This window comes from Peptoniphilus sp. BV3AC2 (assembly GCF_000478945.1).
Taxonomy (GTDB): domain Bacteria; phylum Bacillota; class Clostridia; order Tissierellales; family Peptoniphilaceae; genus Peptoniphilus_B; species Peptoniphilus_B duerdenii.
On the sequence record NZ_AWXD01000025.1, the window covers coordinates 1 to 21,131 of the forward strand.

Below are 21,131 nucleotides of genomic sequence, written 5' to 3' on the forward strand. Positions count from 1 at the left end.
TCTTTTTTTATGTCCAAATAAAAATTTTCCATAAAATTTATAAAACTAACAAAAAAATAAATTTTATAATCGAATAGGGGCTAAGAACTAGCCCCTTTCACACCACCCATACGTGCCGTTCGGCATACAGCGGTTCAATATTTTCTTGTATAATATTATTTATTACTGATGTTTCTATTTAACTTTATTCTTTTTGTATCCGAACCTTGAGAAATGAATACGTCATTCCTTGTATTCCATCAAGTCATAGTACATCCTTTTCAAATATTACAATAAATATCGTTCATCCCTTCGCTCCATTTCCATTACAGAAACTTCTTCACTACTATGGAGTCTGCTGACTTCTCATAATTCGTTGTTACTACTGAGTCGTCTATGAGACCTCACTGGATAAGCCCTAATACTTTCATCGTTTACTTGCAGAATTTACGCCTTGGGTTTACGGTTACCTTTTGGTCCTTTGCTATCTTTGGCTAGCTTACCCACCTTTTACGCCTTATATTCTGTTCCTGTTCCTCAAGTCACGATTTCGCTATTGCTTCTTCTCTCCTAGATGTCACCATCTAAAACTTGCAAGTCGCTATTAGATTCGTTGATAACTACGCTCTGTAGGGAATTTCATCCCAGCATTAGAACATGCCCGTCATACAAAAAAAGAGATGAATTAATTATTAATTCACCTCTTTTGGAAATATCCTTCTTTAGTGATTTTACATTGCTAGATGATATAAAAATAAAAATAAATCAATCTAATCTCCAATTTCAATATATATTTCGTTAGATACCTTTGATCCGTCAACCTCTATACTTGTAGAACCGTATTCTGGAGTTGATACAACCATAGTATAAATTTTATTTTTTTCTAAAGTTATAAAAGCATCTCCGTATTTATTTATTCTTAAAGTTGCAATTTTTTTACCCTCTTCATAAACTTCAACGGTCCCCTTATTTGGTCCTCCATCTTTTCCCCCAATGTGAATCCAATGTTTAGGAGCATTAACTCTTATTTCTGTAAGCTCTTTTGAAGTTTTTTTATTTACAACTTCTATTTCTTTAGATGCAACAAAATTACCACGTTTATCTTCTATTATTAAAACATATTTTCCATTAGGAATATTTTTAAAAAGAAATTCTCCGCCTAAACCTCCTAGATTTTGCTTTCCTTTGACTTTATTATCTTTTAAGGATTTTATCTTTATTGTAAGTCCATCATAAGCCCATCCGTTATTTGAATAATTATACACGTTTACAAAGCCTTCTAAGCTATCATCTATTTTCCCGAAATTGTAACTATATTGATAAACTTCTTTTGGTCCAAAAAGTTTTGTTTTTTTGTCGATATTAAATATCTTTTCCAGTTTTATTACAGCCATACCACTAGCAGATAACTTTCCGTTGCAGCTTAACTTACCAGTATAATAGTCATTACTTTTATTATTCTTATACTTATAAACAAATTCCCCTTCTCCTTTAAATGTATTTATAAGCTCACTATTGATCATTAGATACATATTTCCTAAAGTAATTAATCCAATATCCACACCAGGGGTAAGTGTCAAGTTTGCATTTCCGATTACTCCAGCTTCAAGTGACGCTTCTGGATATCTTTTACTGCCTCTTGTTCCATAAACATAATTGAAGTCTTTAATTTTGAAAGTTTTATTAATAAAGTTTGGTAGATCTACATGGATATTTGTTAATTTAGCATTTTTCCCTTTAACTGTATAATTGGTATAATTTTGAATTTCTTTATTTGCCAGTGATATTTCATAGGTGTGTCCAATTTTTGTGTTTAAATTTGCATAACAATCAACCTTTAAATTGCCATTCATATCTATATATACACCAGCAAAAACACCTAAAAGACAACCACTCATTGCCCCTTTTGCAGTTTGAGAAGTTCCAGCGGACGTTTTGACCTTGGGCTTAATAGATTTTATTGGAATAGTAATAAACATCAAGTATTTCCTATTGTTATATTTATCTAATACACCCTTTAGTGGTATTTGTAATAAGTGTTTAGATTTAACTTTATTGTCTTTTGTATTACCTTTTAATGAGCTAGATGCTGTAATTGCAAGCTTCATAGAGTTCTTGTCAGTAAGGACACAATCAGATTTCATATACATTCCTACAGGAATTGATATATCTGCGTATTTAGAGTATTTTTCAAAAAGTTTCATTTCTTGGAATTTTACTGTTGAATCTAAATCCAATGTGAGATCTTTGTTATAATTAAAAGATATATCAGCTCCAAAACCTATTTTTGCATTTGGGTTTCCATCGGGATTTCCTTTTTCAGCAAAATATTTATTAAAACCTTTTTCGATATTAACTATTTTATCTCCGTTTATATCAAGATTTGCTGTGTAACCAAAACTTGCACCTACGCTGTTTTTAGATATTCTTTTTACTGTTTTTTTCTTCTTTACATTAAAAGTAGTTTTAAATTTTCCAATATTTACAATCATATCGCTAAATGCAGATCTAGCCATATATGGCTGTATTCCTGAAAATTCTTCTGATTCATCATAATTCATTTCATTAATAGAATTATCTGTTTCTAAATTTTCAGTATTTTCACTGAGTATAGCTTCAAGTTTTTCTTCTAGTAATTCCTTATTATTTATTCCTTCTTCAGTAAGGAATACATTGTCTTCAGATGGCATTAATGCTTCACTTGTAACCATATTAACAACATCTTCATCATAAAGTCCTTCACTTTGATTTTCTTTAAATGCCATTAATATATAATCATCTGGATTTTTCTCTTCAAGATCTTCATCGCTATATCCATCTAAGTCACTTTTTATATCGTTGTAAGTGTAATATCCAGCAAACCCTCTAGAAAATATAACATCATAGTCAAATACAACTATACTACTTCCATCTTCATCAGAGTGAATTTTTTTAAATTCTTCTACAAAGCTAGAGTCTTTTGGATATGCAACATAAACTATATCTGGGTCATTTAATGAGTCATAAACGAATGTAGCTTCTGTAAAGAACTTATCAGTCCATTCTTTTGTTATAGTTGTAATGTTGTCTTTTATTGTTATTTCTTTATTAACTCTTTCAATGAAAACAACTTTTTCTTTAACTGACCCATCTTTCATTTCGAAGAAAACTTCAAGACGGTTACTACCAATCTCTACATTTTCCAAAGGAATCGTAAAATTATTTTCATCATCAAGTTTAGTTTCTCCCTTTTCAGGATTTTGATAACCAAAAGCTCCTCTTCCATACCTAATTTTATTTACTTGATTACCATTTATAACAAATCCCTCTACATTAAGTTGCTTTTCGTCTGTTATTAAAGATTGGTAATCATTTATTCCAATTATATGTGCAATAGCATCATCACGTTCAACCTTATCCTTGTCATAAGGCATTGGTATATCAACTATATCTACAGTACCTTTATTTTCAGAATCTGGATTTTCATTTGGATCCTCAGTTTCATTGCCTGTACCTGGTTCTGTTGGATCAGGTTTTGTGCCAGGATCTGATGGATCAGGCTTTTTACCAGAATCTGATGGATCAGTTGTATCTGGATTTTCGTTAGGTTTGTTAGGTTTATTTGGATCAGCTGGATTAACTATATTACCTGACTTCTTATCATCTTTTGATGGATAGAATGGATAGTAATTATAATAATTAAACCCAGTATTGTTGTTTTCTGATTTCTTGTTCTTATCTAAGTTTTGTGCTACTTCTTTATCTCCATTTTCTTCAATAAGTTTTATTAAATTAAATAAGTTAATAAAAGCTTCTCCCCTAAGTATATTTTTTCTACCTTCAAAAAATGTTGGTTCATATCCTTTATAAAGTCCAAGAGAATTTGCCTTTTTTGCCATAGAAACAACCCAAGAATCTTGGCTTTCTAAATCCGTGAAAGAATGTGACCTATCTTCTTCTAGTTTAATGTTTTTAGTTAAACTAAATAAAATGCTTGCCACTTCATTTTTTGTAATTGTGGCGTTTGGTCTAAATGTTCCATCTGGATAACCCTTTATATAATTCGCCGCACACCCCTTAGCAATTTCCTTATAATACCAAGAATCTTTACTTACATCTGTAAAAGAAACCGCAGTCTCTTCTTTAAATTTGAAAGCTTTATTTATTATTGTCACAAATTCAGCCCTAGTTAAATTAGCCAAAGGACGAACGCTTCCATCTTCATAGCCTTCTACATAGCCATTTTGTACAAGGAAATCTATCTTATCTGCTGCATAGAAATCCTTATAATCTGTTTTTGGTTGAGCTGCCTCCACTGATTCAAACGGTATTGAAGTAAGAATCATAAGCATTGCCAAAACAAATGATAGCCATCTTTTCAATAAAATCTCCTCCTTTTTTATTGTTTTATCTTAATAAAGTATATCATTTAATAAGCTTAAAATCAATTTTATATATTAAAATATATATATTTTATTTTATAATTTTATCTACTTAATTATCTCTACTACAAATCGAATATGGGCTAAGAACTAGCCCCTTTCACACCACCCGTACGTGCCCGTTCGGCATACGACGGTTCAATATTTTCTTGTATAATATTATTTATTACTGATGTTTCTATTTAACTTTATTCTTTTTGTATCCGAACCTTGAGAAATGAATACGTCATTCCTTGTGTTCCATCAAGTCATAGTACATTCTTTTCAAATATTACAATAAATATCGTTCATCCCTTCGCTCCATTTCCATTACAGAAACTTCTTCACTACTATGGAGTCTGCTGACTTCTCATAGTTCGTTGTTACTACTGAGTCGTCTATGAGACCTCACGGGATAAGCCCTAATACTTTCATCGTTTACTTGCAGAATTTACGCCTTGGGTTTACGGTTATCTTTTGGGTCTTTGCTATCTTTGGCTAGCTTGCCCACCTTTTACGCCTTATATTCTGTTCCTGTTCGTCAAGTCACGATTTCGCTATTGCTTCTTCTCTCCTAGATGTCACCATCTAAAACTTGCAAGTCGCTATTAGATTCGTTGATAACTACGCTCTGTAGGGAATTTCACCCCAGCATTAGAACATGCCATCATACAAAAAAACCATAGATATTTCTATCTATGGTTAATTTTTTTATATCTATTTATTCATAGCTACTGCTATCTTAGCTCCTACTTCTGCATTATGTTTTACTAGAGCGATGTTTGCTTCTAGTGATTTACCTTCTGTTGCTTCCAATACTTTTTGTAGTAAGAATGGTGTGGTTTCTTTGCCGTGGATTCCCTTTTCTTCCGCTTCAACTAGGGCTTCTTTAATTGCAGTATTTATTTTATCTTCGTCCATTTGTGATTCTTCTGGAATTGGATTTGCAACTACGATTCCGCCGTTTAGTCCAAGTTCCCATTTTGTGCTTGCGATATTTGCTGCTTCTTCTTCTGATTTAACTTCATAGTCTAGTTTAAATCCTGATCTTCTTGTGAAGAAGGCTGGCATTTCTTCTGTTCTCATTCCAAGTACAGGTACCCCAAATGTTTCTAGGTATTCTAGTGTAAGTCCAATGTCTAGAATTGATTTTGCTCCGGCGCAAACTACTAATACTTCGTTGTTTGCAAGTTCTTGTAAGTCTCTAGAAATATCGAAAGTCTTTTCTGCTCCTCTGTGAACTCCACCGATTCCTCCTGTTACAAATACTTTTATTCCTGCGATTGCACAGGTGATGATGGTAGATGCAACTGTGGTGCCTCCGTTTAATTTATTTGCAACGATGTATGGGTAGTCTCTTCTAGAACATTTGATAATATCTTTTGAAGTAGCCATAAATTTAAGTTCTTCTTCTGAAAGACCTACCTTTATTCTTCCATTTATAATTGCTGTTGTAGCTGGTGTTGCTCCTTCTTTTCTGATGATATCTTCAACTGCTTTCGCTGTTTCTAAATTCATTGGATATGGCATTCCATGGGAAATAATTGTGGATTCAAGGGCAACTATTGGGCGACCTTCTTCCATTGCTTTCTTAACTTCGTCACTGTAATCAACGTATTTTTTTAAAACTTCTTTGTTCATTTTTACCTCACACTTTCTATATTTAATTTATCTGATACTGCTCCTTCTGATTCCAATGTAATTTTGGAACATTTTGAAGCAAACTTAAGTCTGTCTTTGATATCCATATCATTTAAGTATGCGTGGGCATACCCAGCACAGAATGCATCTCCTGCTCCAGAGACGTTCACTATATCCGCCTTAAGGGCACCTTGTTTAACATAATTTCCTTCTGAATAGTAGATTGCTCCTTCCTCTCCCATAGTTAGGACGATTTCTTTTATTCCCTTATCTATTAGAGATTTAAGTGCCTCTTTTAGAGATTTTTCATCCTTAACTTCGATTCCAGATATCTCTTCTATTTCATATTTGTTTGCCTTTAGGATTGAAATCTTCGAAACATGGTCTCTAAGTTTTATTGCTTTATTCACAGACACAGCTTCAACCATGGTCTCAATTCCCAAGCTGAGCAGGTATTCTATAGCATCTTCCCTTAGATTTGTATCGATGACTAACATGTCAAAACTCTTTATAATGCTAGATTTTGTTTTCAAAAATTCTACATTTAAAGAGTCCATAATGTCCATATCTGCAACGGCGTAGATCATGTCGTGGTTTTCATCGTGAATCGCCAAGTACTTAGAAGAATTCTTGCCATGGATCCTCATCATATCCTTGGTATCGCAGTTTACATTTGTAAGAGACTTTTCAATTATTTGAGCCTCCGCATCGGAACCTATAACTCCTATAAAGGAAACTGTTGAGCCAAGCCTTGCCAAGTTTTCTGCAATATTTCTGCCTACTCCTCCAGGAGAAGTGGTTATGTGACCAGGATTTGAATCTCTCATAATAAGTTTTTTAAACGGCACTGAGAGAATATCTGCATTGGCACCGCCTACTACCATTATCTTTTTTCGCTTTCCAAGAATATATCCTCTGCCTTCTATATATCCCTTCTCTGAAAGAGCTGAAATATATGTGGCTACAGAACTTCTAGATATATTAAGCAAATCCGCCATTTCATTCTGTGAGATGGATGGATTTTTTTTAATAAGAGCTAGTATTTCTTCTTCTCTTGGAGTCATATAATCACCTCGACTTTTGTTTATATTATAATCATAAGTCTAGTCTTTTTCAATAGAATTTCTGTGAAGTTTATATTATCTATAAATTTAAAATTTAAAAATTTATTTAAATTTTATTTTGTTACTTTTAAATAAAAAACTTCCAACAAAAAAAGATAGTGTCTCCACTATCTCTTCTATTCGTCTTTATTCTTTTTCATAAGATTGTAGCAGTTTCTACAGATTGGTTCGTATTCGTTTTGCGCTCCGATTACGACCCTTTGGGTGTCGTCTGATTTTCTATGGGAAACCCATGCGTCGCTGCCGCATTTTACGCATACTGCGTGATGTTTGGTGATGTAGTCACAAATTGGCATAAGATCTTTTACAATTTCAAATGGATGAGCTTCGAAGTCCATATCAAGCCCTGCCACTACGACAGTCTTGCCATCGTATAATAGTTTATTTATATCTTCTAAAATCTCTTTTCTTTCGCCGCCGAGGAATTGAATCTCATCTATTCCCACCACGTCAACGGGATTTTCTTCTACAAATTTTACAATATCTTTTACAGAATCAACCATCACCGCTTCTATATAGGTCTTGTCGTGGGTGGTGATTCTGTCCTTCTTATCCCTTGTATCCATTGCAGGTTTAAATGCACAGGTTTTGTATCCTGCAATGGCAAATCTCTTCATTTCTCTTTCCAGACTAGATGTTTTACCAGAAAACATGGAGCCTGTGTGCATGATTAATTTACCTTTATATTGATGCATTATATATTTTTAAGTCCTTTCTTGATTGGAGATATTATAATAAATACCACCACTGCACTTACAATTATCTGTACAACATTTCCAGGTATTGATGCGAATGGTGCTACGAATGAATGATACATAATTGCTTCGCCGAAGTAATATCCTAGTACCTTTATCACTACCATTAGTACAAATCCTATTAAAAGATTTTGTACGTTAAATTTTTTGGTCACATTTCCTAGTACGTATCCCATGATTAGACATGTGATTACTGTAATTGGTGCCCATGCTAAGTATCCAGAGAATATATCAAACATTCCCATACCAAGTGCTCCTGCTATGGCTCCCACATATGGTCCATAGACGATGGATGCCACGAAGAATGGAACATTACCCAGGTGAACTAAGCCTCCGGCAATTGGTCCCGGAACTTTTAGCCATGTAAATAGGAAAATTAGTGCTGCTGATAGAGCTGTGATAGTTATATTTTTTGTACTTTTCATTTATTTCGCCGCCTTTTTAATTATTTCTTCTAAATCTTCTTTGTTAAAATCATATTCCTTTGAACAGAAATGGCAAACCACGTGGGCCTTACCATCTTCTTCTATGATCTTTTCTATTTCGTGGACTCCTATGGATGCTATGGAATCCTCTACCTTTTCTCTGCTACAGTTGCATCCAAATTCTATATCTTTTACTTCTAGAATTTCATATTCCATTTCTCCATAGATCTTCTTTATTATTTCTTCTGGAATATATTCAAGAAGTAAATCCGTTATGGATTTGATAGGTGCCAGATTTTTCTCAATTATTTCTATATTTTCTTCGGGACAGTCAGGCATAAGTTCTAGGATAAATCCTCCCGCTTCTTTTATGCTTAAGTCCACATCCACAAGCACCCCAAGACCAACCGCTGATTTAACTTGGTTGGAATTTAAGAGATAGTATGCAAAGTCATCTCCTATCTCTGATGTTAAAAGTGGTACCGAGCCGGAGTAAGGCTCTTTCATTCCAAGGTCCATTGTGATATTTAATGTTCCCTTGCCTATAAATCCGCTGACGTCAATCTTGCCATCAGATTCTCTCGCAGGCAAATCCACATTGTTATCTACATATCCTTTTATCTTTCCATCATTTTTTCCTGTTACAACTATCCTTCCACCAGGTCCATCTCCTGCAATGATAGCTGTAATGGTATCATTTTCGTTTTTAAGAGTCGACGCCATTATAGATGTTGCAGTAAGTGTCCTACCCAAAGCACATGCAGCTGTTTTACATAGACCGTGGGCAAGTCTTGCATCATTTACCACATCCGTCGTGTCTGCAAACCTCATCTTAATCGTCTTGTCTTTTGAAATTGTACTATAAATTTTCCCCATAACAAACAAACGTGACACGTTTAGCTGTGTCTATACCTCCTTCATCGCTGTAATTATTATATAGTTCTACTCTAAAACCACATCCTTCTAAGTAATTTTTAACAGTTTTAATATCGTGGGCACATTCCACATGATTTTCTATAAATCTTCTGTATGTACCATTTTCTTCTTTTACAAAGAAATTGATATCGTAGTAGTTGAGCCTTTCTTCTTCATCGAAGAAATTTTCCCAAATATAAAATACATTTTCCGTTTCATCTATATAGACCTCTTCCATGTTTTGAAACTTATAAAATGTATTTAAATCAAAAATAAATATTCCGCCTTCATTTAAATTATTGGCTACGTTCTTGAAAATATCTTTTAATTCTTCAGTATCCAAGATGTAGCTTAAACTATCTCCAGAAGATATGATTGCATCATAGGACTTATGCATATCGAAACTTCTCATATCGAGACAGTAGAGATTGCCTTTCACCTTATTTCTTGCCATTGCAAGCATATCCGGTGAAAGATCAAAACCATCTATTTCAAAATCATCTTCTAGGAGCTTCATCATAGTTCCTGTGCCACATCCCATGTCTAGAACCGATTCTTTCCCCTTTAGTTTTTCTTTTATAAACTCTGCAAAACCTTTGTAGTCTAAGTCATACATGAGTTCATCGTAAATATATGCAAAACCCTTATACAATTTTTAGTTCCTCTACAATCTCAGAAAGTACTTTCGACGAATTTTCGTGGAATACAAAGTCCGCTCTATAATCGAATGGAGTCCTATCGTTATTTATTATTATTAAATGAGGAAACATCTCTGGAAAGAAATTGACAGGACTTACCGTTAGAGATGAACCCACTACTATAAGCGTATCCTTTCCACTTGCAGCAGTGTATGCCTTTTGAAAATCGAGAGGCATACTATCTCCAAACATGACTACATTTGGTCTTACTGTCCCACCGCATTTTTCACATTTTGGTGGTATTTCTTTCTCCTCTACCTTTGAAACCAGGTACTCAAAAGGATAGACAGCGCCGCATTTGATGCAGTGGACGTCTCTAGTTTCCCCATGAACTTCAAAAATATTTTTAGATCCTGCTTTAAAATGAAGATTGTCTATGTTTTGAGTTATAATTCCATCCAAGTATCCTAAATCTTCCATCTTTGCAAGAGCGAGATGCCCTTTATTAGGCTTTCTATCGAAGAGATCTTTTAGAATTACATATCCTTCGCTGTAGAATCTCTCTGGTTCATACATTAAAACTTCTCTTGATAGGGCGGTAACTGGATCAAACTTTTGATAGTAGCCTGTGCTTGATCTAAAGTCTGGGATTCCAGAGTCAGTAGATATTCCTGCACCGGTAAGTGCAAATACTCCATTTGAATTTTTAATAAGTTTTGCCGCTTCTTTAATACTCATGACTACCTCCTAAAAATAGATAAGTTGTAAATAATGTAGAGAATAAACTCTGCGAACACTGGAATAAAACTAAACCACTCAAAATCATCTATGGAACGTCTCGGCGTCTTCAAAACTTCACTATTTTGTCTGATGGTTCTCTTTTGGCTCATATATTTAAATATGATTACTAAAAGCACTACACTTATTACAGAAAGAACTGTTAGTACCACTACTGTAAAAGCTTCTGTAGAACCAATGGATTTAGCTAGGTTTGAATTTGAAAAGATGCCGATGAAATTGTCATTAAAAAACTTCGCCACAAGGATTGCTATAATATTATTGGTAAAATGGCTTATGATTGGAGCATAGATAGAACCAGTTAGTTCCATAAGATTTGCAAACAAAATTCCTAGAAGAAATGGTGCCACGAAATTTTGTATATCGAAATGGCTCATAGCAAAGATAAAACTGCTAAGAAGTATTGCAAACTTTCTTCCATAGATATCATAGGCATTTAAAATCATCCCCCTGAAGAATACTTCTTCACAGATTGAAGGTATTAGACAGGCGAATACTAAGTATATCGAGAAAGATGATTTTGTAAATATGTCCTGTGAAAAGTTGTTAAACTCGACAACTTTTGAAATTGCATTTAGAAATAGTCCATTTAATAGAAGTATTATCGGATATGATAGGATCGTTACAAATATTACAAGGACTATATTTATAAATGAAATTTTGTTTACCGACAAAAGTCTCTTAACATTTCCAGAAAAGAATAGAATTATAATGGCAGGTATGAGAAGTAGGAACACTTCTGTAATAAATGTGCCTAGAAAGAAATTTTTTTCTTGGATGGTATTTCCAATGGTTAGAAATAGTATTCCAAAGATAAGACAGAAAATATTGACGGTAAAGATATTTATATTTTTTTGTAATAATTTCTAGTTCTCATAGGTAAATATATAAGGGATATTTCTCATATAATCCCCATAATTTAATCCGTATCCAACTATGAACACATCTTCTATCTTAAATCCTGTGTAGTCTGCTTCCACGTCCACTTCTCTTCTAGAAGGTTTATCTAGAAGCACACAGGTCTTTAAAGATTTTGGATTCTTGCTATTTATATGTTCGATTACAGATTTCAAAGTATGGCCGGAGTCGATTATATCATCGACTATAAGTACGTCTCTTCCTTCAACTTGTGATCTAAGATCAGAGATAATTTTGACTTCGCCACTGCTCTTTTCTTCGTGACCATAGGACGCTGTGGTTAAGAAATCAACTTCCAGTTCCAAATCCATATTTCTAATTAGGTCTGCACAGAAAATAAATGAACCTCTAAGTAGTGATACTACTAGTAGATTCTTGTCCTTATAATCTTGTGTCAGCTCTGCACCTAATTTTTCAATTCTATTTCTTATATCTTCTTCCGAAAAAAGTATTTTTTTAGTCTTATTCTTCATTTTTTCTCCTCGAATTTATTTCTTTTAATTCTAAATAAATCTTATTAAGCGTAAGTTGGATTGTAAAGAGTATGATAATTATAATTGCGAGTACAAAATAAACACCCATAAATCCCTCCTTATTTTATTATACCATTAATTTTCATAAAAAAATCCCACTTAATGAGAAGTGGGAGTAAAATAAATTGTTTTGCTGCCAAGGGGTAAAATTTCATTTCGTCTTGGTTTTGTGTGGGCTGTATACTTCATGGTTACTGTATCTTGGTAGGTTATAAGAGCAACATGGGACGCATCTGTCCAATAGACGATTGACCCGGGCTCAACCTTTCCTCGAAATTTTTCTTGATAGAAAAATCCGTGGCGAGTAAGGTATGGAACAAGCCCTGAACCATCATTTTTAAATCCTGTTGTGATCCAGTTTATTGCTCCTGGATAGAAACTTCCCTTTTCAGATATTCCGCCTTTGTTTATACAGGTGGATACGAAATTGGCACAGTTGTTTTCGTACTCTGGTTCGTCTTTATAATGTTCTAGTGCGTATGTGCAAGCTTCTTTTCTATCATAATTTCCTTCGCCGATTGTTTTTTTGTAATTTATTGCTGCAGATTTTCCAAGACTACTAAGCCTAGCTTCGTCTATCTTAATTGCAGAAAGTTCTAGAGTTTTTTCATGGAGAGGAAATTTTAAATCACCGAAACTACTTTTGCCATTAGGCATGAGAAAAACTAGACTCGTCTTTGATTTATTTTTATAGAAATTATTTGCATAGTTTTCTAAGTACTTTGCATAATCTTTTGCTTCATCTGTGGTCGCATTTTCTCTAAAACTTTTTATAAAAGGTAGGTCATTTGGAGATTTCGTTAGAGTCATATTAAATTCTGTGGTAAATTCCAGTCCTCTATCCGTTTCTTCTGTGGATGTGATTTTGAAATTTTCTATGTCGTAGTATCCTCTGTAATTTTCAATTAAAAATTCTTCCACATCCTTTTCTATATTCTTTACGATTTGTGGTTTTGGAGTAAATAGTTTTATATTTTTTACATTTCTTGCAATCCTAGGGAAGATAAATATTAAAAGTCCTAGGAAAAATATCAAAATAATTATTCTAAATAAAAATGAAAAAAGCCTTCTTAAAAATCTCATAATACACCTCCTAATTATAGTACCAGGAATGTTTTACAAAATTTCTAAGAAGACTCTAAATTTGTTTTAAATTAATATTATTAAATTTTATTTTTTGATGAATTAAAATTAACCTAAACTACTTGAAAATAATTTAAATTAAAATCAATCCTTGGAAAGAATTAAAAATCCTTCTCCATCTATCTTTATCTTCGCAGAATCATCCTTAATTTGATTTGAAGTTGCACGAATTGTGTACCTGTTGAATTTAAAATCTTCCACATCGTAGTGGGCTCCTTTTATTGAAAGTGTGACCTCTTTTGAAACGGGAACTATGGAAAAATATTTGTAATTATTTTTAGGAATTTCAACTTCTTCGTTAGAAATAAATCTAACTTCATTGTGGTCATCGATAAATCTTCCAGCCACATTTTCTTTTTTCAGTCTCTCTAAAAGAAACATGGAAGAAAACATATGGTCAAGTCTCGTTCCCGTTGCAGCGAGAATCACAATATCATCTGCACCCTTTTCAAGTAGCACTTCAAGACATAGTTCTGTATCGGTGAAATCTTTTTTTGTAGGATATTTTTTTATCTTAATATTATTTTTTTCGATAAATTCTCTTCCCACATCATCTATGGAATCAAAATCTCCAAGCACTTCGTCTGGAATTATATCTGTTCCAATCAAATTTTTTATTCCGCCATCAGCAACTATGATGTACCTTCCATCTATATTTTCAAGAAGAGTTTTTTCACTGACCTTAGTGCCTCCGCTTATTAAAAGTCCCTTCATCTTAGTGCCTTAAACCTCTTTATATTTTCTATTGCATCTCCAGTGAATACTCCGGAGCCTGATACCAACATATCTGCTCCTGCTTCATAAAATCTCATTGCGTTATCTAATTTTACTCCGCCATCGACTTCAATCTTTATGTCCAAGTTTTTTTCTTCAATGAGTTTTTTTATTTCTTTTATCTTTTCGAAGGATGACTCAATCATCTTTTGTCCGCCAAATCCTGGATTAACACTCATTACCAGTACAAGATCAACCTTATCCAAGATCCAATTTAATATTGAAATATCATCGGAAGGATTTAGTGCCACTCCAGCTTTAACTCCATAGGACTTAATTAGAGAAAGTGTCCTATCCAAGTGTTTCGTTGTTGAAGGATGCACGGTTATAATATTTGCACCAGCATTTACAAAATCTTCTATAAAATTTTCTGGTCTTTCAATCATTAGATGCACATCGAATGGAATCTCTGTGTGAGGTCTCATCGCTTTTATAATTGGAGCTCCAAAGGTTATATTTGGAACGTAGTTTCCATCCATTACATCTAGATGAACGAAATCTGCTCCTCCAATATTTAATTTTTCAAGTTCTCCTTTTAAATCTGCAAAGTCACATGAAAGCATTGACGGTGAAATCATTAGTACTTCCTCCTATTTTTTAATTCTTCATACAGTCTTATATAACTTTCGTACCTGGTTTCTTCGACTTCCCCATTTTCTAATGCAGCTTTAACTCCACATCCAGGTTCATTTACATGGTGACAGTCGTTAAATTTACAAGAATATTTATTAAACTCTCTAAAATAATATTTCAGATCTTCTGCTTCAACATCTACTTCGTAGCTAGAAAATCCTGGTGTGTCAAAGATAAATGTATTATTTTCTCCAGGAAATATTTCCACATGTCTTGTGGTATGTTTACCTCTATTTAGCTTTGAAGAAACTGTTCCCGTTTCAAGATTTATATTTAAAATATTTGAAATAAGGGTTGATTTTCCTGCTGCTGATACTCCCGATAAGGCTGTAGTTTTACCTTCCAAAAGATTTTTTATACTTTCTTTTCCTTCTCCAGTAATCGCACTGTAAATGAAGGTTTCGTATCCGGCTTTTTCATAAATATTTTTAAGCTCGTTTGCATAATCTTTATCCAAGTCCGCTTTAGAGATGACAATCTTAACAGTCATATCTTCTTTTTCATATTCGGCAAGGACTTTGTCGATTAAAAATATATTTGGGTTGGGATTCTTCGTAGGAATTATCACAAGTGCCAAGTCCACGTTGGCAACAGGAGGTCTCTTTAGCATGTTTTTTCTAGGATGAACATTAGTTATGTAGCCAAGCATTTCCTTTTCAACTTCGAAATCAACGATATCTCCAACTACAGGTTTTTCATCTTTATGGCGAAAAAGTCCACGAGCTCTTGTCTCGTAGACTTTGTCATCTTTTACATAATAAAATCCGCCGGTTAATTTAATAATCTTACCAATCATTTAAGCACCGTTGTATCGACTTCTTCGCCATCTATTGAAAGTACGAATTTGTCTCCAGATTTTCCTTTTATTTCTATTGAAATATCTCCATCTTCAAAAGTTTTGTGGTAGTCGTAAAATACCATGCTTTCTCCATCTCTATACCTAGTAACTACGACTCTATGTCTTTGACCGTCATCGTTTACTTTTGTTTTAAATACTTGACTTACTTCTGAGCTATCACTTTCATTTTCGCTAGGTTCAGTGCTTTGAGTAACAGGTCCACTAGAAACTATTAGATGAACAGTGGAGTTTTTAGCAACTTCTCCGATTGGATCTTGTCTTACGACTTCATCCTTACCAACTTCATTTGATTCTTGGTATTCAACTTCAACCTTAAGGCCACTATCTTCCAAATATTTTTGTGCAACGGTTAGTTTTTCACCCCTGAAGTTGATTGCATTTACAGGATTGTTGTCTATTCCCTTTGAAATTACTAGATCGACAGATTGACCTCTCTTAATTTCAAATCCTGCTTTCGGTTCTGTGGAGATGATCTTACCTGCTTCGATTTCATTTGAATATTCTTCTTTTACTTCACCAATATTAATTGAGCTTGAAGTGAATAGATCTTCTGCTTCTGCTCTAGTTCTATTGATAACATTTGGAATGGTCACTACTTCGTCTAGTTTATTTAAAAATACCTTAATTGTATCTCCAGTCTTTATCATAGTTCCCATTACTGGTTCTTGAGAAAGAACAACTCCATTAGGTCTGTTGTCTTCTTCGTCGTATTCTATTTCAAGTTTAAGTCCAAGGGTCTTTAAGATTGATCTTACTTCAGCTTCAGATTTTCCAAGTAGGTCTGGTGCTTCAAATTCTGTAACTTCTGGTTCTTGTACCTTTGGCTTGTCGTCACTTCTACTTGACATAACTTTTGGAACTATAAATACAAGTAGTGCAACGGTTAGTAGCGCCGCAAGCACTCCTAGTAAAAGTGGTCCAGTAGAATTTTTCTTTGGTTTCTGTCTTTTTTTCTTGAAGTTTTCTTCGTTATTTAAAGCTATATTGCTATAAGGAGAATGATCGGAATCATCTCGTCTTATTACTTTTTTATTTCTGCTTACAGGAGGATCTACTTCCTTTTCTGTAATACTAATGCCTCTACCTAAGAGTATTCCCTTAATCGCTTTTATTGCAGCAGACGCATCTTTGAATCTGTCATCAGGATTTTTCATGGTGAGTTTTTCTACCAATATATCTGCGTCTTCACTTATGTCTGAATAAGTATCTGATGGTTTAGGCATCTTGGATTGAACTTGCATCAGTGCAACTGAAACAGGATTTTCCGCATCGAATGGAAGTTTGCCAGTAAGCATTTCATATAGAACTATCCCCAAAGAATAGATATCGGATCTATTGTCTACCTTTACTCCCCTTGCTTGTTCTGGTGAGAAGTAATGAACAGATCCCATAATAGCATTGGTTGCAGTTACAGTTGTGTTGTCGGCGATTCTTGCGATTCCAAAGTCAGTTACCTTTACCCTGTCATCGTGGGTAATCATGATGTTCGGACTTTTGATATCTCTATGAACTATTCCCTTTGAATGGGCAACCTTAAGTGCATCCAAGATTTGAATAGCGTAGTTAAGCGCTCTCTTTTCAGGGATACGCCCTTCTTCTTTGATAACTTCTTTTAATGTTCTGCCTTCTATATATTCCATTACGATGTAATGTACTTTTAAACCTGCTAGATCTTCTGTTCCAACATCGTAAATACTTACTATGCTTGGATGTGAAATTGATGCAGCAGCAAGTGATTCTCTCTTAAATTTCTTTATAAAACCGGTTTCGTCATTGTACTGTGCTTTTAATATTTTGATTGCGACTATTCTGTCAAGTCTTCTATCATGAGCTTTATAAACGTCGCCCATACCACCGGTGCCAATTTTTTCTAAAATTTCGTATCTAGTTCCTAAAACTTTTCCTATCATTCTTAACACCTACTTGTAAATATTATAAAGGTTATATTATCGACTCCGCCATTATCCAGTGCTTCTTTTAAAAGTTCGTCTGCGGCAGCTTCGAGATCTTCATTCTTTAATATCTCTTCTATTTTGTTATTTGTAACCATGTTGGTTAGTCCATCAGAAGTCATAAGAAATATTTTTCCTTTTATAGGACTGACAAACACATTCTTCTTTTTTAGTTTCGATTCTGTGCCTAACGCTTGAGTCAATACATTTTTGTTCGGATGATTTTTTGCTTCTTCTTCCGATATTTCTCCCATATCGAGAAGGTAGTTTACATAGGTGTCATCTCTAGTCAAAAGTCTTAAACCTTCTTCGTCCATTTCATAAATTCTGGAGTCACCTATATTTGCGTAGTAGAGATTGTCTTCGTAAACAAGACCTAGTGATAGGGTTGTGCCCATACCTGAGTATTTTTCATTTTCCGAAGATAATTTTAGTATTTTTGAGTTGGCTTTTTCTATTGCTTCTATTATAGCCTTCTCAATTTCCTCACTACTTTCTATTTTTAAATCTTTAAAATATTCGCTTATTTCTAGGACGGCAGTCTTGCTTGCAGTTTCTCCTGCTAAATGACCTCCCATCCCATCGCATAAGATGAAGAGGTTAAGTTCAGAGTTCGCATATAAGTAGTCTTCGTTGTTTGCCCTTACCAATCCCTTATCAGTTCGCTTTGCTATTTTCATTTTCCAACCTCTTTCTTCTAAGCTGGCCACAAGATGCAGAAATATCTGATCCAAGCTCTCTTCTTATTGTAGCATTAATACCACCTTTTAAAAGCATATTTTGAAATTTCTTTGCACCTTTTGGTGATGTCTTTCCTTTATTATACTCTTTAATTGGATTTAGTGGAATAAGATTCACGTGTACTTTTATATCTTTTGTAATTCTTATTAGTTCATCTGCATCGATTTCTCTATCGTTTACATCTTTTATAAGAGTATATTCAAGGGTTATTCTCGTGCCTGTCCCTTCACTATAATATTTTGAAGCAGAAAGCACTTCTTCTATAGAATATCTATTTGTAATCGGCATTATCTTTTTTCTATCCTCGTCAAAAGGACTGTGAAGTGAGATTGCAAGATTTATCGGTTTCTTTAACTTTTCTAAATCATATATCCTTGGAACTATTCCACAACTAGAGATGGTAATGGATCTGTTGCTTAGATTTTTTCCATTTTCATCGTGGATGATGTCAAAGAATTTAATTACATTTTCATAATTATCTAGAGGTTCTCCACTTCCCATAAGCACAATATTTGAAATATTTATTCCAAGTTTATTTTCAACTAAATAAATCTGTCCTGCCATTTCCGATGGAGTAAGATTTCTTATAAGTCCACCTTTTGTTGACGCACAAAATGAACAGCCCATCCTACATCCAACCTGTGTTGAGATACACTGAGAGTATCCATGTTCATACTTAAGAAGTACCCCTTCGATTAAATTGCCATCGTTTAACTCAAATAAAAATTTAATCGTTTCATCGATTTTGGAATGGTACTCCTCGAATATCTTTATCTCTCTTACAGGAAGACTTTTTAAATCTTTTGGAAGGTTTGAAGAACTATTCAAATCCCATTTTTTATTTTTGTTGAAGAAGGTAAAAAGTTGTTGTGCCCTGAACTTTTTTTCTCCAATTTCTTCGATATAGGACTTCATTTCTTCAAAAGTCAAATCGTTTATAAACATTAAATCCTCCTCAAAAGACTTATGGAAAATCCATCTGCTTCCATTGTAGCATCCGTCTTAAAGGTATCCTTTCCAAAGGTCTTTATCTTTTCAAAATCTCTATTTTTTTCTAAAAATTTATCTACTATATTTTCGTTTTCTTCTTCTAATACTGAACAGGTTGAATACATGAGAAGTCCGCCTGGTTTTAAATATTTACCTGCGTTATCTAACAGTTTTTCTTGAACACAAGTTATGCTTTTTAAATCTACTTCTTTGTACCTGATTTCTGGATGCCTTCTAATAAGTCCAATGGCTGAACATGGTGCATCCAAAAGCACATAGTCAAACTTTTCATTATACTTTTCGTCGTAAATGGTAGCATCTCTAGTTTCAATTTCTAAATTAGAAAGCCCTAATCTCTTTGCGTTTTCTCTAAGTTCCACCATGTCCTTTATGTCCCAGGCTACTACTCTTCCAGTTTTATTTAATATTTCTAAGAGATGAGTGGTCTTGCCGCCAGGATTTGCGCACATATCCAAAACCAAACTTCCCTCTTTTGGATTTAGAAGTTCAGAAATTAAAATTGAACCAGAATCTTGCACATAAAATTTTCCATTTTTAAATTCATCTGTTTTAAAGATATCCTTTGGATCTTCTACGATAATTCCAGATTTTGTCAGCATATCTTTTTTTACATTATATTTTACGCCTAGAGATTTTATAAGTTCGTCTCTTGTTAATTTTGTGAAGTTTGTCCTTATGGTGAAGTTGTCGTCTGTATTATTTAGTTTAAGTATCTCTTCTAATTTATCTTTTGAATAATTTTTTTCTAAGTAGTCGAAGTATTTTTCTGGGACAGAGTACCTGGTTAAGTAGTAGTCTCTTCCCTTTAAATCCACTTCAAAATCTTTTGTTCTCATAAAATTTCTAAGAAGTCCATTTACAAATCCGACACTTCCCTTGTGGGAAACCTTCTTTGTAAGTTTAACCGCCTCATCTACTATTGTGTAATCCGGTATTCCATCCAAAAAAATATATTGATATAGACTCATTTCCAGTATTATTCTAATATCTTCGTGGATCTTCTCAAACCTGATCTTGGAATTCTTTTTTATAAGATAGTCAAGATAAATTTTATTTCTAAGAGTCCCAGTGGTTATATTTCTAAGTAGAGCAATATTTTCGCTCCTACTTTTATTTAATTCTTCTGATAAAAATGCACCGCTAGATACATTTTTGAGTATCTGCAGTGCTTCTCTTCTAACTGACATACTAATCCCTTCTTGATCTTGCAATTGAAAGTATCCTAAGTAGGTTACCTATTGCAGTTATCATAGATGCTAAATAGGTTAGAGCTGCCGCTGATAGCACGTCCCTTGCCCCATCTAGTTCCTGCTCTGTCATTATATTATCTGCAAGCTGAAGTTTCGCTCTCCTTGATGCATCCACTTCTACTGGAAGTGTGATGATTGTAAATAGAACCGCAACTATAAACATAGCTATCCCAACATTTATAAGTATTTCACTCACAAACATTCCAAGTATTACTAGTGTTATTGCAAAGTTTGAACCTATCTGTGCTGCTGGGGCCAATGTCTGTCTTAAAACAAGCGGTCTATAACTTTCCTTATCTTGAATCGCATGACCTACTTCGTGGGCTGCAACTGCTGCGGATGCGATGGACTCACCGTCATAAACATTCTGTGAAAGGGAAAGTGATTTGTCCCTAGGATCATAGTGGTCCGTAAGTGTTCCGTTAATTCTTCTTATGGTTACATCGCTAAGTCCGTTTCTATCGAGGATTATTCTTGCTACTTCTGCCCCAGTTAGTGAACGAGAATTTCTAATTTTAGAATATTTCGCATAATTTCTAGTTATCTTAGATTGGGCGTAAAGAGCAAGGATAAGTCCTGGTAGTACGTATACCATGTAGGAATAATATCCTAAATATGCTCCACCTGTTTGTCCAAACATTT

At 34.0% G+C, this 21,131-nt stretch carries 19 protein-coding genes; all 19 read right to left on the minus strand.

Going from position 1 to position 21,131, the window contains the following annotated elements; all coding sequences use genetic code 11:
* Positions 1-749 precede the first annotated feature (749 nt).
* The gene (locus tag HMPREF1252_RS09280; RefSeq protein ID WP_023059745.1) at positions 750-4,340 is read right to left on the minus strand and encodes an S-layer homology domain-containing protein; all 3,591 of its coding nucleotides are present in this window, start codon (positions 4,338-4,340) and stop codon (positions 750-752) included.
* 756 nt (positions 4,341-5,096) lie between these two features.
* Entirely contained in the window at positions 5,097-6,020 is a 924-nt protein-coding gene (locus HMPREF1252_RS05200) for a pseudouridine-5'-phosphate glycosidase (RefSeq protein ID WP_023059755.1), read from the minus strand.
* Positions 6,021-6,022: 2 nt separating this feature from the next.
* Positions 6,023-7,084: a carbohydrate kinase gene (locus HMPREF1252_RS05205; RefSeq protein ID WP_023059721.1), complete on the minus strand. Its 1,062-nt coding sequence runs from the start codon at positions 7,082-7,084 to the stop codon at positions 6,023-6,025.
* Between the two features lie 176 nt (positions 7,085-7,260).
* A complete protein-coding gene (locus HMPREF1252_RS05210; RefSeq protein ID WP_023059717.1) occupies positions 7,261-7,839 on the minus strand; it encodes a thymidine kinase in 579 nt (192 codons plus the stop codon).
* Positions 7,839-8,324 carry an ECF transporter S component gene (locus tag HMPREF1252_RS05215; RefSeq protein WP_023059754.1) on the minus strand — a complete coding sequence of 162 codons (486 nt, stop codon included), beginning with the start codon at positions 8,322-8,324 and terminating at the stop codon, positions 7,839-7,841. Before HMPREF1252_RS05215 ends, HMPREF1252_RS05210 begins: the two co-directional genes overlap by 1 nt.
* A complete protein-coding gene (hslO, locus tag HMPREF1252_RS05220; RefSeq protein ID WP_036746959.1) occupies positions 8,325-9,200 on the minus strand; it encodes an Hsp33 family molecular chaperone HslO in 876 nt (291 codons plus the stop codon).
* The gene (locus HMPREF1252_RS05225) at positions 9,184-9,891 is read right to left on the minus strand and encodes a class I SAM-dependent methyltransferase (protein ID WP_023059711.1); all 708 of its coding nucleotides are present in this window, start codon (positions 9,889-9,891) and stop codon (positions 9,184-9,186) included. Before HMPREF1252_RS05225 ends, hslO begins: the two co-directional genes overlap by 17 nt.
* Complete coding sequence (locus HMPREF1252_RS05230) at positions 9,884-10,615, minus strand: NAD-dependent deacylase (RefSeq protein WP_023059687.1); 732 nt, start codon at positions 10,613-10,615, stop codon at positions 9,884-9,886. The genes HMPREF1252_RS05225 and HMPREF1252_RS05230 overlap by 8 nt, the downstream gene beginning before the upstream one ends.
* Positions 10,616-10,617: 2 nt before the next feature.
* Positions 10,618-11,349 carry a CPBP family intramembrane glutamic endopeptidase gene (locus HMPREF1252_RS09590; RefSeq protein ID WP_162146406.1) on the minus strand — a complete coding sequence of 244 codons (732 nt, stop codon included), beginning with the start codon at positions 11,347-11,349 and terminating at the stop codon, positions 10,618-10,620.
* A 192-nt stretch (positions 11,350-11,541) separates the two neighbouring features.
* Positions 11,542-12,066: a hypoxanthine phosphoribosyltransferase gene (gene hpt, locus HMPREF1252_RS05240; RefSeq protein WP_023059716.1), complete on the minus strand. Its 525-nt coding sequence runs from the start codon at positions 12,064-12,066 to the stop codon at positions 11,542-11,544.
* A gap of 159 nt (positions 12,067-12,225) precedes the next feature.
* The gene (locus HMPREF1252_RS05245) at positions 12,226-13,209 is read right to left on the minus strand and encodes an amidase domain-containing protein (protein ID WP_023059735.1); all 984 of its coding nucleotides are present in this window, start codon (positions 13,207-13,209) and stop codon (positions 12,226-12,228) included.
* A gap of 144 nt (positions 13,210-13,353) precedes the next feature.
* On the minus strand, positions 13,354-13,983 hold the full coding sequence (locus HMPREF1252_RS05250; protein WP_023059693.1) for a thiamine diphosphokinase: 630 nt from the start codon (positions 13,981-13,983) through the stop codon (positions 13,354-13,356).
* The gene (gene rpe / locus HMPREF1252_RS05255; RefSeq protein WP_023059681.1) at positions 13,980-14,621 is read right to left on the minus strand and encodes a ribulose-phosphate 3-epimerase; all 642 of its coding nucleotides are present in this window, start codon (positions 14,619-14,621) and stop codon (positions 13,980-13,982) included. The genes HMPREF1252_RS05250 and rpe overlap by 4 nt, the downstream gene beginning before the upstream one ends.
* Positions 14,621-15,472 (minus strand): ribosome small subunit-dependent GTPase A, encoded by an 852-nt coding sequence (rsgA, locus tag HMPREF1252_RS05260; RefSeq protein WP_023059727.1) that lies wholly within the window; start codon positions 15,470-15,472, stop codon positions 14,621-14,623. Before rsgA ends, rpe begins: the two co-directional genes overlap by 1 nt.
* Positions 15,469-17,445 (minus strand): Stk1 family PASTA domain-containing Ser/Thr kinase, encoded by a 1,977-nt coding sequence (pknB, locus tag HMPREF1252_RS05265; RefSeq protein WP_023059697.1) that lies wholly within the window; start codon positions 17,443-17,445, stop codon positions 15,469-15,471. The genes rsgA and pknB overlap by 4 nt, the downstream gene beginning before the upstream one ends.
* Before the next feature lie 2 nt (positions 17,446-17,447).
* Positions 17,448-18,167: a Stp1/IreP family PP2C-type Ser/Thr phosphatase gene (locus HMPREF1252_RS05270; protein ID WP_023059742.1), complete on the minus strand. Its 720-nt coding sequence runs from the start codon at positions 18,165-18,167 to the stop codon at positions 17,448-17,450.
* Positions 18,145-19,173, minus strand: coding sequence for a 23S rRNA (adenine(2503)-C(2))-methyltransferase RlmN (rlmN, locus tag HMPREF1252_RS05275; RefSeq protein WP_023059744.1), 1,029 nt, complete (start codon positions 19,171-19,173; stop codon positions 18,145-18,147). The genes HMPREF1252_RS05270 and rlmN overlap by 23 nt, the downstream gene beginning before the upstream one ends.
* Positions 19,173-20,426 carry a 16S rRNA (cytosine(967)-C(5))-methyltransferase RsmB gene (gene rsmB, locus HMPREF1252_RS05280; RefSeq protein ID WP_023059734.1) on the minus strand — a complete coding sequence of 418 codons (1,254 nt, stop codon included), beginning with the start codon at positions 20,424-20,426 and terminating at the stop codon, positions 19,173-19,175. The genes rlmN and rsmB overlap by 1 nt, the downstream gene beginning before the upstream one ends.
* A gap of 1 nt (position 20,427) precedes the next feature.
* Positions 20,428-21,129 (minus strand): zinc metallopeptidase, encoded by a 702-nt coding sequence (locus HMPREF1252_RS05285; protein WP_008902684.1) that lies wholly within the window; start codon positions 21,127-21,129, stop codon positions 20,428-20,430.
* Positions 21,130-21,131 lie beyond the last annotated feature (2 nt).

Excerpts from the sequence above, each read along its gene's own strand:
- HMPREF1252_RS05245 (WP_023059735.1), bottom strand. The coding sequence starts at position 13,209 with ATGAGATTTTTAAGAAGGCTTTTTTCATTTTTATTTAGAATAATTATT.
- HMPREF1252_RS05270 (WP_023059742.1), bottom strand. The coding sequence starts at position 18,167 with ATGAAAATAGCAAAGCGAACTGATAAGGGATTGGTAAGGGCAAACAAC.
- rsmB (WP_023059734.1), bottom strand. The coding sequence starts at position 20,426 with ATGTCAGTTAGAAGAGAAGCACTGCAGATACTCAAAAATGTATCTAGC.
- HMPREF1252_RS05250 (WP_023059693.1), bottom strand. The coding sequence starts at position 13,983 with ATGAAGGGACTTTTAATAAGCGGAGGCACTAAGGTCAGTGAAAAAACT.
- pknB (WP_023059697.1), bottom strand. The coding sequence starts at position 17,445 with ATGATAGGAAAAGTTTTAGGAACTAGATACGAAATTTTAGAAAAAATT.
- rlmN (WP_023059744.1), bottom strand. The coding sequence starts at position 19,173 with ATGTTTATAAACGATTTGACTTTTGAAGAAATGAAGTCCTATATCGAA.
- hslO (WP_036746959.1), bottom strand. The coding sequence starts at position 9,200 with ATGGGGAAAATTTATAGTACAATTTCAAAAGACAAGACGATTAAGATG.
- HMPREF1252_RS05205 (WP_023059721.1), bottom strand. The coding sequence starts at position 7,084 with ATGACTCCAAGAGAAGAAGAAATACTAGCTCTTATTAAAAAAAATCCA.
- rsgA (WP_023059727.1), bottom strand. The coding sequence starts at position 15,472 with ATGATTGGTAAGATTATTAAATTAACCGGCGGATTTTATTATGTAAAA.
- HMPREF1252_RS05285 (WP_008902684.1), bottom strand. The coding sequence starts at position 21,129 with ATGTTTGGACAAACAGGTGGAGCATATTTAGGATATTATTCCTACATG.
- hpt (WP_023059716.1), bottom strand. The coding sequence starts at position 12,066 with ATGAAGAATAAGACTAAAAAAATACTTTTTTCGGAAGAAGATATAAGA.
- HMPREF1252_RS05230 (WP_023059687.1), bottom strand. The coding sequence starts at position 10,615 with ATGAGTATTAAAGAAGCGGCAAAACTTATTAAAAATTCAAATGGAGTA.
- HMPREF1252_RS05200 (WP_023059755.1), bottom strand. The coding sequence starts at position 6,020 with ATGAACAAAGAAGTTTTAAAAAAATACGTTGATTACAGTGACGAAGTT.
- HMPREF1252_RS05215 (WP_023059754.1), bottom strand. The coding sequence starts at position 8,324 with ATGAAAAGTACAAAAAATATAACTATCACAGCTCTATCAGCAGCACTA.
- HMPREF1252_RS05210 (WP_023059717.1), bottom strand. The coding sequence starts at position 7,839 with ATGCATCAATATAAAGGTAAATTAATCATGCACACAGGCTCCATGTTT.
- rpe (WP_023059681.1), bottom strand. The coding sequence starts at position 14,621 with ATGATTTCACCGTCAATGCTTTCATGTGACTTTGCAGATTTAAAAGGA.